Source organism: Streptomyces sp. NPDC015345 (assembly GCF_043078805.1).
GTDB lineage: Bacteria > Actinomycetota > Actinomycetes > Streptomycetales > Streptomycetaceae > Streptomyces.
Window position 1 is genome coordinate 196993 of sequence record NZ_JBIBTX010000009.1, and the last position, 14027, is coordinate 211019.

Annotated in this window: 6 protein-coding genes; all 6 read left to right on the forward strand. The window is 72.3% G+C overall.

What is annotated here, in order from left to right; translation table 11 throughout:
• Positions 1-211: 211 nt before the first annotated feature.
• The 6 genes from ACF062_RS32320 to ACF062_RS32345 all read left to right on the forward strand — a co-directional run bounded on the left by ACF062_RS32320 (position 212) and on the right by ACF062_RS32345 (position 14023).
• Positions 212-1570 carry an ammonium transporter gene (locus ACF062_RS32320; protein ID WP_392143161.1) on the forward strand — a complete coding sequence of 453 codons (1359 nt, stop codon included), beginning with the start codon at positions 212-214 and terminating at the stop codon, positions 1568-1570.
• Entirely contained in the window at positions 1567-1905 is a 339-nt protein-coding gene (locus ACF062_RS32325) for a P-II family nitrogen regulator (protein ID WP_127912634.1), read from the forward strand. The genes ACF062_RS32320 and ACF062_RS32325 overlap by 4 nt, the downstream gene beginning before the upstream one ends.
• A 58-nt stretch (positions 1906-1963) precedes the next feature.
• Positions 1964-4420: a [protein-PII] uridylyltransferase gene (locus tag ACF062_RS32330; RefSeq protein WP_392143162.1), complete on the forward strand. Its 2457-nt coding sequence runs from the start codon at positions 1964-1966 to the stop codon at positions 4418-4420.
• Between the two features lie 873 nt (positions 4421-5293).
• Complete coding sequence (gene ffh / locus ACF062_RS32335; protein ID WP_392143163.1) at positions 5294-6847, forward strand: signal recognition particle protein; 1554 nt, start codon at positions 5294-5296, stop codon at positions 6845-6847.
• A gap of 134 nt (positions 6848-6981) precedes the next feature.
• Positions 6982-8916 (forward strand): ATP-dependent zinc metalloprotease FtsH, encoded by a 1935-nt coding sequence (gene ftsH / locus ACF062_RS32340; RefSeq protein WP_392143164.1) that lies wholly within the window; start codon positions 6982-6984, stop codon positions 8914-8916.
• Positions 8917-9139: 223 nt separating this feature from the next.
• A complete protein-coding gene (locus ACF062_RS32345) occupies positions 9140-14023 on the forward strand; it encodes a beta-ketoacyl synthase N-terminal-like domain-containing protein (RefSeq protein WP_392143165.1) in 4884 nt (1627 codons plus the stop codon).
• Positions 14024-14027 lie beyond the last annotated feature (4 nt).

A 14027-nucleotide genomic window follows, 5' to 3' on the forward strand; every position in this document is an offset into this window, starting at 1 on the left:
GCCCCGCGCCACCCGGCAGTTCATGGCCGCGTAACACGCACGACCTCTTCGTCACTGCGGTGAAACACCGAGGGGCGCCCGCCGAAACCGCGCTGCGCCAATCTCTTGGCGCATAACCGGCCCACAGCCCCGCCTCTCCAGGAGCACGGGCCCCCTCGGCACCGCACAGGCTTCGCCCGCACGGGCCGCATACGACGACGAGGAGACGCCGATGCCCCCAGGCATCACGATCGCCGCAGACGCCCCCGAGCTGTCTGCCGCCAACACCGGGTTCATGCTCATCTGTTCCGCCCTGGTGATGCTCATGACGCCGGGACTCGCCTTCTTCTACGGAGGCATGGTCCGCGTCAAGAGCACCCTGAACATGCTGATGATGAGCTTCATCAGCCTCGGGATCGTCACCATCCTCTGGGTGCTGTACGGCTTCTCCGTCGCGTTCGGCACCGACCACGGCAGCCTCTTCGGGTGGAACGGCGACTACGTCGGGCTCAGCGGCCTCGGCATCAACCAGCTCTGGGACGGCTACACCATCCCGGTCTACGTCTTCGCCGTCTTCCAGCTGATGTTCGCCGTCATCACGCCCGCGCTGATCAGCGGCGCCCTCGCGGACCGCGTGAAGTTCACCGCCTGGGCGCTCTTCGTCGCCCTGTGGGCCACGGTCGTGTACTTCCCCGTCGCGCACTGGGTGTGGGGCACCGGCGGCTGGGCCTTCGAGCTCGGCGTCATCGACTTCGCGGGCGGCACGGCCGTCCACATCAACGCCGGAGCCGCGGCGCTCGGCGTCATCCTCGTCATCGGCAAGCGCGTCGGCTTCAAGAAGGACCCGATGCGGCCCCACTCGCTGCCGCTCGTGATGCTCGGCGCGGCCCTGCTGTGGTTCGGCTGGTTCGGCTTCAACGCCGGATCGTGGCTCGGCAACGACGACGGCGTCGGCGCGCTGATGTTCGTCAACACCCAGGTCGCCACCGCCGCCGCCATGCTCGCCTGGCTCATCTACGAGAAGATCCGCCACGGCGCCTTCACCACGCTGGGCGCGGCCTCAGGCGCCGTCGCAGGACTCGTCGCCATCACCCCGGCAGGCGGCTCCTGCTCGCCGCTCGGCGCCATCGCCATCGGCGCGATCGCCGGTGTGTTGTGCGCGATGGCTGTCGGGTTGAAGTTCCGGTTCGGTTTTGATGACTCGCTCGACGTGGTCGGCGTCCACCTGGTCGGCGGCATCGCGGGATCGGTCCTCGTAGGCTTCTTCGCCACCGGTGGCGGCCAGTCGAAGGCCCAGGGCCTCTTCTATGGCGGTGGCCTGGAGCAGCTGTGGAAGCAGCTCGCCGGTGTCGGCGCCGTCCTCGCGTACTCCCTGGTCGCCTCCGCGATCCTCGCCCTCCTGATCGACAAGACGATCGGGATGCGGGTTAGCGAGGATGACGAGGTCTTGGGCATCGACCAGGTCGAACACGCGGAAACGGCCTACGACTTCAGCGGCGCGGGCGGTGGTACGGCGCCGCGTACGGCGGCCGTCCCGGGCCCTGTGGTGGACGGCACTCAGGTACAGCGGAACAAGAAGGTGGACGCATGAAGCTCATCACCGCGGTCGTCAAGCCGCACCGGCTCGACGAGATCAAGGAGGCGCTGCAAGCCTTCGGTGTCCAGGGCCTGACGGTCACCGAGGCCAGCGGATACGGACGCCAGCGCGGGCACACCGAGGTCTACCGGGGCGCCGAGTACACGGTGGATCTCGTGCCGAAGATCCGCATCGAGGTGCTGGTGGAGGATGACGACGCCGAGCAGGTCGTCGAGGTCGTGGTGAAGGCCGCGCGCACCGGCAAGATCGGGGACGGCAAGGTCTGGAGCGTTCCGGTCGACACGGCCGTGCGGGTGCGTACGGGGGAGCGCGGGCCCGACGCGTTGTGAGCGGCGGGCTTTGACAGGGGGCTGGGCTGAACTGAGCGGAACGGACAGGAGCTGCCGGGTGACGAGTGTGGGCGTACGAACCGAAGCGGAAGACACCGGACCCAGCGGCTACGCGGCGGCCCGGCTGCGGCTCCTCCAAGAGGAGTCGCGGTCCGGGCCGCCGCGCCGTTCCGCCCTCTCCGAACTGACGGACGACTGGCTGGCCGGGCTCTTCCGGGCGGGTGCCGAGAAGCTGCCCCGTGGCGTCGCGCTCGTCGCGGTGGGCGGGTACGGACGTGGCGAGCTGTCGCCGCGCAGCGACCTCGATCTGCTGCTGCTGCACGACGGGAGCGCGGACCCCGCGGAGGTGGCCGCCCTCGCCGACCGCCTCTGGTACCCCGTCTGGGACCTCGGCCTCGCCCTCGACCACTCCGTGCGCACCCCGGCGGAGGCGCGCAAGACCGCCGGGGAGGACCTCAAGGTGCACCTCGGGCTGCTCGACGCGCGGCACGTCGCCGGGGACCTCGGGATGACCGCGGGGCTGCGCACCGCCGTCCTCGCCGACTGGCGCAACCAGGCCCCGAAGCGGCTGCCGGAGCTGCGTGAGCTGTGCGAGGAACGGGCGGTGCGGCACGGTGAGCTGGGCCACCTCCTCGAACCCGACCTGAAGGAGGCCAGGGGCGGCCTGCGCGACGCCACGGCGCTGCGGGCCGTCGCCGCGTCCTGGCTGGCGGACGCGCCGCGCGAAGGCCTCGCCGATGCCCGGCGGCGGCTGCTCGACGTCCGCGACGCGCTGCACCTCACCACCGGGCGGGCCACCGACCGGCTCGCCCTGCAAGAACAGGACCAGGTGGCGGCCGCGCTCGGCCTGCTGGACGCCGACACCTTGCTCCGGCAGGTGTACGAATCCGCTCGCGTCATCTCCTACGCCGGTGACGTCACCTGGCGCGAGGTCGGCCGCGTCCTGCGGGCCCGGTCCGTGCGGCCACGGCTGCGGGCCATGCTCGGCGGGCGGGGCGCGGCGGCCGAGCGGACGCCGCTGGCCGAGGGGGTCGTCGAGCAGGAGGGGGAGGCCGTGCTCGCCCGCGCCGCCCGGCCCGAACGCGATCCCGTCCTGCCGCTGCGGGCCGCCGCGGCCGCCGCGCAGGCCGGGCTCCCGCTCTCGCTGCACGCCGTGCGGCGGCTGGCCGCGGTGGGGCGGCCGCTGCCCACTCCGTGGCCCGCCGAGGCCCGCGAGCAGCTCGTGACGCTGCTCGGCGCGGGGCCGCCGACCGTCGAGGTGTGGGAGGCGATGGAGGCGGAGGGCCTCATCACGCGGCTCCTGCCGGACTGGGAGCGGGTGCGGTGCCGGCCGCAGCGCAACGCCGTCCATACGTGGACCGTCGACCGGCACCTCGTGGAGACGGCGGTACGGGCCGCCGCGCTGACCCGGCGGGTGGGCCGGCCCGACCTGCTGCTGGTGGCCGCGCTGCTGCACGACATCGGCAAGGGGTGGCCCGGGGACCACTCGGTGGCCGGGGAGATCATCGCGCGGGACGTCGCGGCGCGGGTCGGCTTCGACCCCGGTGACGTGGCCGTCGTCGCCCGTCTCGTACGGCACCATCTGCTGCTGGTGGAGACGGCCACGCGGCGTGACCTCGACGATCCGGCGACGGTGCGGGGGGTCGCCGAGGCCGTCGGGTCCGTGGGGACGCTGGAGCTGCTGCACGCGCTGACCGAGGCGGACGCCCTGGCCACCGGGCCCGCGGCCTGGTCGGCGTGGCGGGGGGCGCTCGTCGGCGATCTGGTGAAACGGGTGGCGGCGTCGTTGTCGGGGGATGAGCCGGAGTCCGGCTCCTCCTCGGAAGGGGCGGCGCCCACGGCCGAGCAGGAGCGGTTGGCGGTGGAGGCGTTCCGTACGGGTGGGCCGGTGGTGGCGTTGCGGGCGGAGGAGCCCGTGGGTGAGCCGGAGCCGCTCGGGGTGGAACTGCTCGTCGCCGTGCCGGAGCGGGCGGGGGTGCTGCCCGCCGTGGCCGGGGTCCTCGCGCTGCACCGGCTCACGGTGCGTACGGCGGAGCTGCGGGAGGTGTCGTTGCCGCCGGGGATCGAGGGGGCGGCGGGCTCGGTCCTGCTGCTGGACTGGCGGGTGGCGGCGGAGTACGGGTCGTTGCCGCAGGCGGCGCGGTTGCGGGCCGATCTGGTGCGGGCGCTGGACGGGTCCCTGGACATCGCCGGGCGGCTGGCCGAGCGGGACGCCGCGTATCCCCGTCGACGGGGGACGGTGGCGCCGCCGCCGCGGGTGACGGTGGCGTCGGCGGGGTCACGGCTCGCCACGGTCATCGAGGTGCGGGCCCAGGATGCGCCGGGGTTGTTGCATCGGATCGGGCGGGCGTTGGAGGGGGCGGGGGTGGTGGTGCGGAGTGCGCATGTGTCGACGTGGGGGGCGAATGCGGTGGATGCGTTCTATGTGACTGGGGGGGATGGGGGGCCGTTGGTGGGGGAGCGGGCGGTGGGGGTGGCTCGGGAGGTGGAGGAGGTGTTGGGGGTGGGGGAGTAGGGCGGGGGTCAGGGCCCGGCGGGTGGGGCGCCTGGGGTGCGTCTGTGGGGGCGGGGCCGTGGGGGTATGTCCGTGCTCGCCATCTTGGCGCGGGGCCTTTGCTGCTTCGCTCGCCCTGATGACCACCACTGTGCTCCGCGCGCACATACCCCCACGTCCCCTCGGGAGCGCGAGCGACTGCGGACCGTCGTTGGCTCGTGCCCTCCCTCGGACGCGCTCGCGGCTGCGGGCCGTCGTGGGCTCGTGTCCTCCCTCCGGCGCGTGGACGACTGTGGGCCATCGTCGGCTCACGCCTTCCCTCGGACGCGCTCGCGACTGCGGGCCCTCGTCGGCTCATGTCTTCCCTCGGGCGCGTGGATGACTGCGGGCCGTCATCGGCGCACGCCCTCCCTCGGGCCGACTGGCGCCTGCGGGCCCGTCGTCGGCTTGTATTGCTTCCTCGGCCGCGCGCGAACAGCTGCGGGCCGTCATCGGCCCCTGTTCCCCTGTTCCCTGTTCCTCTGTTCCCCTCGGGGTCGTATTCGACTGCGGGTGGTGCCCCGCCTTTCCCTGCCCCTACCTCGGCGTCTCGACGCCGAGTAACGGGCGGGTGGGTGGGAGACATCCGGCGCGGAGCGGCGGGGTAGGGGATACCGCCGGGTACTCGGGGCGCCGCGGGGTGCGCGAGCCCGGCCTGCTCCTAGCTCGGCGTCTCGACGCCGGGTTATGGGCGGGTGGGTGGGAGACGTCCGGCGCGGAGCGGCGGGGTAGGGGAGGCCGCCGGGTGCCCCGGGGGCATGGAGAAGCGACCGCAGCCCCAGGCACTGGCGCGCGGCAGATACTCTGGAAGGCGACCTGTCAGCCCGCCCCCAGACCTGAGGATTCGCGACCGCCGTGTTCGATACTCTCTCCGACCGCCTCGCAGCGACATTCAAGAACCTCCGGGGCAAGGGCCGCCTGTCCGAGGCGGACATCGACGCCACGGCGCGCGAGATCCGCATCGCCCTGCTCGAGGCGGACGTGGCCCTGCCCGTCGTACGCGCCTTCATCAAGCAGATCAAGGAGCGCGCGGCCGGCGCCGAGGTCTCCCAGGCCCTCAACCCCGCCCAGCAGGTCATCAAGATCGTCAACGAGGAGCTCATCGGCATCCTGGGCGGCGAGACCCGGCGCCTGCGCTTCGCGAAGACGGGCCCGACCGTCATCATGCTCGCGGGTCTCCAGGGCGCCGGTAAGACGACCCTCGCCGGAAAGCTCGGCCTCTGGCTGAAGGGGCAGGGCCACTCCCCGCTCCTGGTGGCCTGTGACCTCCAGCGCCCCAACGCCGTCAACCAGCTGAGCGTCGTCGCCGAGCGCGCCGGCGTCGGCGTGTACGCCCCCGAGCCGGGCAACGGCGTGGGCGACCCGGTGCAGGTCGCCAAGGACTCCATCGAGTTCGCGAAGACCAAGCAGTACGACGTGGTCATCGTCGACACCGCCGGCCGCCTCGGCATCGACCAGGAGCTCATGCGGCAGGCCGCGGACATCCGCGACGCGGTCAGCCCGGACGAGGTCCTCTTCGTCGTCGACGCCATGATCGGTCAGGACGCCGTCAACACGGCGGAGTCCTTCCGCGACGGCGTCGGTTTCGACGGTGTCGTCCTGTCGAAGCTCGACGGTGACGCCCGCGGTGGTGCCGCGCTCTCCATCGCGCAGGTCACCGGCCGCCAGATCATGTTCGCCTCCAACGGCGAGAAGCTGGACGACTTCGACGCGTTCCACCCGGACCGCATGGCGTCCCGCATCCTCGGCATGGGCGACATGCTCACGCTCATCGAGAAGGCCGAGCAGACCTTCTCCCAGCAAGAGGCCGAGAAGATGGCCTCCAAGCTGGCGAGCAGCAAGGGCAAGGACTTCACGCTCGACGACTTCCTGGCCCAGATGGAGCAGGTCAGGAAGATGGGCAGCATCAGCAAGCTGCTCGGCATGATGCCCGGCATGGGGCAGATCAAGGACCAGATCAACAACATCGACGAGCGCGACGTCGACCGCACCGCCGCCATCATCAAGTCCATGACGCCCGCCGAGCGTCAGGAGCCGACGATCATCAACGGCTCCCGGCGCGCCCGTATCGCCAAGGGCTCCGGCGTCGAGGTCAGCGCGGTGAAGAACCTCGTCGAGCGGTTCTTCGAGGCCCGGAAGATGATGTCCCGCATGGCCCAGGGTGGCGGCATGCCGGGTATGCCCGGGATGCCGGGCATGGGCGGTGGCGCCGGCAAGCAGAAGAAGAAGCAGAAGCAGGCCAAGGGCAAGCGCCGCTCCGGCAACCCGATGAAGCGCAAGCAGGAGGAGCTGGAGGCGGCCACGCGCCGCGAGCAGGCCGGCCAGGACGGCGGCGCCTTCGGCCTCCCGGGTGGACAGGCCGCGCAGAACTTCGAGCTGCCGGACGAGTTCAAGAAGTTCATGGGCTGAGGCAGGCAGGTCGCCCGGCGCGGTCTGGGTCTCGTACGACATCTGGGGCGTCCCTCTGAAGAGGGGCGCCCCAGGCGTCTTCCGGGTGAACCGGCGCGGGTGCCGTGGTGTGTTTCGTGACGTAACGTCCGGATATGAGCAACCCTGTGCCGCCGCGCCGGGCGCCCGATCAGCCATGGCGCTCCGAGGGCGCGCCCCCGCCCGCTCCGACGCCGCCTCCGAAGAAGAGGATGCCGGGCGGCTGGGGCGGGCTGATCCTGACAGCTCTGATCGTCTACCTCATCGCCAACCTCGTGCTCTCCTTCTTCAACGAGGGCGACGAGCCGACCATCTCGTACACCGAGTTCAGCAAGCAGGTCGACGCCGGGAACGTCTCGAAGATCTACTCCAAGGGCGACGCGATCCAGGGGCAGCTCAAGAAGGAGCGGGACAAGCCGGGCGACGAGAAGGGGACGTACACCAAGTTCACCACCCAGCGGCCCGCCTTCGCCGACGACAAGCTCTGGGACGACCTGACCGAGCACGGCGTCACCGTCACCGCCGAGCCCGTCGTGCAGGAGCGCAGTTTCCTCTCCAACCTGCTCATCTCGCTCGCCCCGATGCTGCTCCTCGTGGTGCTGTGGATCTTCATCGCCCGGCGCATGAGCGCGGGTATGGGCGGTGGCGGCATGCTCGGGCGCAAGACTCCGCCCAAGCCGGTCGAACTGGAGCCCGGGGCGAAGCGGACCACGTTCGAGGACGTGGCCGGGATCGACGAGGTGGAGGGCGAGCTCAATGACGTCGTCGACTTCCTGAAGAACCCGGACGACTACCGCACGATGGGCGCCAAGATGCCGCGCGGCGTGCTGCTCGCCGGACCGCCCGGCACGGGCAAGACGCTGCTCGCGCGCGCCGTCGCGGGCGAGGCCGGTGTGCCCTTCTTCTCGGCATCCGCCTCGGAGTTCATCGAGATGATCGTGGGCGTCGGTGCCTCGCGCGTACGGGAACTCTTCACCGAGGCCCGCAAGGTCGCCCCGTCGATCATCTTCATCGACGAGATCGACACCATCGGGCGCGCCCGGGGCGGCGGCAGCGGCATGGGCGGCCACGACGAGCGCGAGCAGACCCTGAACCAGATCCTCACCGAGATGGACGGTTTCTCCGGAGCCGAGGGCGTCATCGTCCTCGCCGCCACCAACCGTGCCGACGTGCTCGACCCCGCCCTCACCCGGCCCGGCCGCTTCGACCGCGTCGTCAACGTCTCCCCGCCGGACCGCGGCGGGCGCGAGGCCATCCTCCGGATCCATACGCGCGCCATCCCACTGGCCGACGACGTCGACCTCGCGCACGTCGCCCGTACGACACCGGGCATGACCGGCGCCGAACTCGCCAACCTCGCCAACGAAGCCGCCCTGATCGCCGTCAAGCGCAAACAGAAGACGGTCACGCAGTCCGACCTCTCCGAAGCCATGGAGAAGGTCCAGCTCGGTGCCGAGCGGCCGCTGGTCATGCCGGAGGAGGAGCGGCGGCGCACGGCGTACCACGAGAGCGGCCACGCCCTGCTCGGCATGCTCCAGCCCGGCGCCGACCCGGTCCGCAAGATCACGATCGTGCCGCGCGGCCGTGCCCTGGGCGTCACGCTGTCGACCCCGGACTCCGACAAGTACGCGTACACGGAGGAGTATCTCCGCGGCCGCATCATCGGCGCCCTTGGCGGCATGGCCGCTGAACACGTCGTCTACGGAGTCGTCACCACCGGCGCCGAGAACGACCTGGAACAGGTCACCAACATCGCCCGCGGCATGGTCGGCCGCTGGGGCATGAGTGAACTCGTGGGGCGCCTGTCGGCCCTGCCGAGCGACGCCCAGCAGGCGTACGGACTGTCGGCCGCCCCGCAGACGCTGGATGTGATCGACGGCGAGATGCGGCGGATCGTCGACGAGTGCTACGAGAACGCCTGCCGCCAACTGCGCGACCACCGGGACCAACTGGACGCCCTGGCCGCGGCACTGCTGGCGAACGAGACCCTGGAGGAGGCCGAGGCCTACCGCGTCGCCGGGGTCGTACGGAAGGCCGCGGGGTCCCACTGACCAGGCGAGGCCCGCGGGTTCAGCGGGGCGCCGCGGGATCAGGGACCGCTTTGAGCCGTGCTGCGGCGACCGGGTGAACGGTCCCCTCCCGCGCAACCTCCGCCCGCGCGCGCCGGTTGAACCCCGCGCGCCCACCGGTCCTGAGCGGCGCCCCGAACCGACGCGTGCCTGAACTCCCGCCGTGCTGGGCGCGACAGACGTTCCTCTCCCCGGGAGGTTGTGCATGTACGACATCAAGGCAACGCCATCGGAGCGGGCCATCGCCGTGGTCGGCGCGGCATGTCGCCTTCCGGGCGGCATCCATGACCTGGATCAGCTCTGGGACGCACTGCGACAGGGCCGCGACCTGGTCGGTGGGGTTCCCGACGACCGGTTCGAATCCTCCCGGTTCGTCGACACCGCGATGCCGCGCCCCGGCAAGAGCTACACCGCCGCGGGCGCCTTCCTCGACGACGTCACCGGCTTCGACGCCGCCTACTTCGGCATCGCCCCGAAGGAGGCGAGCCGGATGGACCCCCAGCACCGTCTGCTGATGGAGCTGGCCGTGGAGGCGCTGGACGACGCGGGCATCGCCCCCGAGCGCCTGGCGGGCACCGACGCGGCGGTCTACGTAGGGGTGTCGGACACCTCGTACGGCGGCCTGCAGATGATGACGCCGGAGACGATCAACGCCTACACCATGTCCGGCGGCGCCTCCTCGATCGCCGCCAACCGGCTCTCCCACTACTTCGATCTGCGCGGACCGAGCATGGCGGTGGACACCGCGTGCTCCTCGTCCCTGGTGGCCCTGGACCGGGCTTGTCGCACCCTGCTCGACGGCAGCAGCCGCGTGGTGCTCTCCGCCGGCGTGAACGTACTGCTCAGCCCGTACCACTACGTGGGGTTCTCGCAGGCGGCCATGTTGTCGCCGAGCGGCAGGTGCGCCTCCTTCTCGGCCGCGGCCGACGGGTTCGTACGCGCGGAAGGCGGCGGTCTGGTCGTCTTGAAGAAGCTGGCGGACGGCGACCGGATCCACGGAGTCGTCCTCGCGAGCGCCTCCAACAGCGACGGCAGGACGATGGGACTCGCGCTGCCCAACCCGGACGCACAGGAAGACCTGCTGCGATCGGTGTACGACCACGCGGGCGTCTCCCCCGACGAACTCGTCTACCTGGAAGCGCACGGCACGGGAACCCTGGTCGGCGACCCTCTGGAGTGCCGGGCCATCGGAGGCGCCCTGGGGCGCCGCCGCACCACCGGTGTGCTGCCGATCGGCTCCGTCAAGACCAACATCGGGCACCTGGAGCCTGCTTCCGGGATCGCCGGTCTGCTGAAGGCCCTGCTCGTCCTGCGGCACCGGACGATCCCGCCGTCGCTGCACGCCTCCCCGCCCAACCCCGACATCGACTTCGCGGCGCTGAACCTGCTGACCGCCGACGACACGATGCCGCTCGGCCCCGTAGAGCGTCCCGTCGTCGGCGTCAACTCCTTCGGCTTCGGCGGCTCCAACGCCCACGTCGTGCTCACCGCGGCCCCCGCCATGTCGGGTCCCCGGCGCGAGGATCCCCGCCCCCGCCCCACCGCGCAGGATGTGCGGGCGCTCCCGGTCATGGTCTCGGCCCGTACCCCCAAGGCGCTGGCCGAGGCCGCCACGCGGATGGCGGACCGGCTCGCCGCGGCCACCGCGCAGGAGTTCTACGACATCGCCTACACCACCTGCCTGCGCCGCGGCGCCCACCCGCACCGTGCGGTCGTCCTGGCCGGACCGCGAACCGCCGCCCAGCGGCTGCGGGCACTCGGCGGTCCGACACCGCCCGCCGACGGGAAGGCCCCCTCCGGGACGGCGTCGAGCGCCGACGCGGCGGACCAGCCGCCGTTCATCCCGCCGCCGCGTGAGGCGGACGAGCAGGGCCGCGCTGTCGCCACCGCCTCCCAGGCCGTGTCCCGGGGGCGTATCGCGTTCGTCTTCTCCGGCAACGGCTCGCAGTGGCCCGGCATGGCGGCCGACCTCCTGGCCGAAAGCACCGTCTTCCGGGAGGCCGTCGCGGACGTGGACGCGGCGCTCGCGCCCCGGCTGGGCTGGTCGGTCACCGACGAGCTGTCGGCACCGGCCCAACGCTCACGGTCGGCGCTGACCGATGTGGCCCAACCCCTGCTGTTCGCGGTCCAGATCGGCCTGGTGCGGATGCTCCAGGCGCAGGGAATCACCCCTCACGGCGTGCTCGGCCACAGCGTGGGAGAGGTCGCCGCCGCCCATGTCGCCGGCGCCCTGGACCTGGCACAGGCCGCCCACGTGATCGTCGAGCGCAGCCGCACCCAGGCCACCACCGCAGGGACGGGCCGGATGGCGGCCGTGGCGCTCTCCGCGGACGAGGCGGCCAAGGAAGCTGCCGTCTTCCCCGGGGTCGAAGTGGCGGCGGTGAACAGCGGCCAGGACGTGACCGTGGCGGGCCCCACCGACGTCTTGCGGGCCTTCCTGGCCGAGCTGGCCCGCAAGGGAGTCGCCTGCAAGGAGCTGGACCTCGACCACGCCTTCCACAGCGCGGCGATGGACCCGATCGAGCGACCAATGCGCCGAGGGCTGTCCGAACTGCGGCCCACCACCGCCCAGTTGCCGATGTTCTCCTCCGTGACCGGCGACCGGATCGAGGGCTCAGGCCTGGACGGGGCCTACTGGTGGCGCAACGTACGGGAACCCGTCCGCTTCGCCGACGCCACGCAGAAGGCGCTGGAGGACGGCGCCGACGTCTTCGTGGAGATCGGCCCGCACCCCGTCCTCCGCGCCTACCTGCACCGCGTCGCCCACTCCCGCACGCGGCACCCGGTCGCCGTGACGCCCACCCTGCGCCGTGACGTGTCGGGGTCCGACGCCATGGACCACGCCGTGGCCACGCTCATGGCCCAGGGCGCCGAGCTGCGATGGGACGTTCACTTCCCGCGCCCGGGCCGCGTGGTGGACCTCCCTGCCTACCCCTGGCAGCGCGAGCGCCACTGGAACGGGACGCCGCAGACCTGGCTGCGCACCAGCGGCTCCGGGCGCCTGGACCACCCGCTGCTCGGCGAGCGGCTGCCCTCCCCTGTTCCTACCTGGGAGGGGGCCATCGAGCCCGCGCTGACCCCCTGGCTCGCCGACCACCGCCTCGCGGGCTCGGTGGTGGTACCGGCGACGGCCTACGTCGAGATGGCGATGGCTGCCGGGCGGCTCACCCTCGACGGCCCGGCGGAAGTCGACTGCCTGGAGATCACCCGCCCGCTGCTCGTGCCCTGGGCGGACGCCGGCAGCGTACGCGTCCAGCTGGCCGTCACACCGGACGACGGCCTGGTGAGCATCACCAGCACCGACACGCGGGCCGCCCGGCCCCGCGCGCACGTACGGGCCAGGGTGAGGGCGCTGCTCGGCCGGACGCCCGCGGACGTCGACCTCGCCACCGTCCGGGCACGCTGCCCACGGGTCGTGGACGGCGCGCGGCACTACGACACGGTGGGCCGCGCCGGTCTCCAGTACGGCCCCGCCTTCCAGGTACTGCGCGAACTGCGCGTCGGAGACGGCGAGGTGCTGGCCACGTACCTGCACGAGGCCCCGAGCCAGGAGTACGAGGCGCACCCCGCCCTGCTGGACGGTGCCTTGCAGGCGGGCGCACCGCTGATCGGCGCGGCCGTGGAGGACGGCACGGTCTTCCTGCCCGCCGCCGTGGGGTCCGCCCGCGTGTGGCGCGCGCCCGCCACCCGCGGCTGGGTCCACGTCCGCCGGCGGTCCCTCTCGACGGCCGAGACCTGCTGGGACATCGTGGTGACCGACGACGACGGCCGGGTCTGCGTCGAACTGCTCCGCTGCCGACTGCGCAAGCTGGCCGGCGCTCACCGCACCGCCCTGACCACCCACCACACCACGATGCGCGCCGCGCCCGACCCCGGACCCTGGTCTGGCGACGACGGGCCACCGGTCAACCCCCGGCAGATCGCCTCGGCCGCCGCCGACCGCATCGCCGCCTGCCGCGCCGACTGGCACGACGCCGACTACGACCGCTTCATCGCGCTCTTCAAGAAGGCCGCCGCCCATCGGTACGCCGCCGCCGTCGCCGCCCTCGTGCCGGACCCGGGGGCCGCGTTCGGCATCGACGACCTGGTCAGTGCCGGGATGGAGCCGAAGCGCGTGCCGTTCGCCGAGACGATGTGCCCCGAGATGATCCGCCACGGCCTGGCCGAGGAAGCCGGGGAGGGGCGGCTGCGGCTGACCCGGTCGCGGTTCGAGGGCACGGAACTCCTGCGCGAACTGTCCCTGGAATTCCCGCGGTACTCCACCGAGTGCCGGCTGGCCATCAGCCGTACGCAGGACTGTCTGGCCCCCGACAGAGGCGACCCGACGGACCGGGCGGCATCCGGCAGGAGCCTCACGGACCTCGCGGACCTCGAACAGCTTTACGACACCGCCGTCATCAGCCGCTTCCACAACCGTCTCGCGCAGGCACTCCTGCGCGAGACCGTACGGGCCTGGCCGGCGGACCGGCCCCTGCGGGTGCTGGAAGTGGGCGCCGGCACGGGTGGCATGGCGGCCGCCGTGCTCCCCCTCCTGCCCGCCGAGCGCACCCACTACGTCTACACCGACGTCTCAGCCGCGTTCCTCGGCCGCGCCGAACGCCGCTTCGCCGCCTACGACTTCGTGACCTACCGCGCCTTCGACCTGGACGCCGACCCGGCCGGACAGGGGCTGCCCGAGGCGGGGTTCGACGTGGTGATCGCCGCCAACGCCCTGCACACCGCCAAGGACCTCGAAGCCGCCGTGGGCCGCGTCGCGAGCCTCCTGACCCCCGGCGGCATGCTCCTGGTCCTCGAAAGTCACGACACGCACGTCCTGTCCCCCTACTTCGGCACCGTGGACGCCTTCTGGGACCACACCGACCACGACGAGCGCCCCGGCTCACCGCTGCTGCCCGGGGAGCGCTGGCCGGAAGTGCTGACCAGGTGCGGCTTCGTCGACGTCGTGCGCACCGGCGACGACACCCCTGCCTGCCGCGACGACTTCTCCGTGCTCCTCGCCGCCACCCCCCCGCCGTGCCGTCGCCCCGCCCGCGCTGCCGACCGCCCCGGCCGGCCGCCACCGCGTCATCGCCGCCGAGACGGCCGGTGAACTC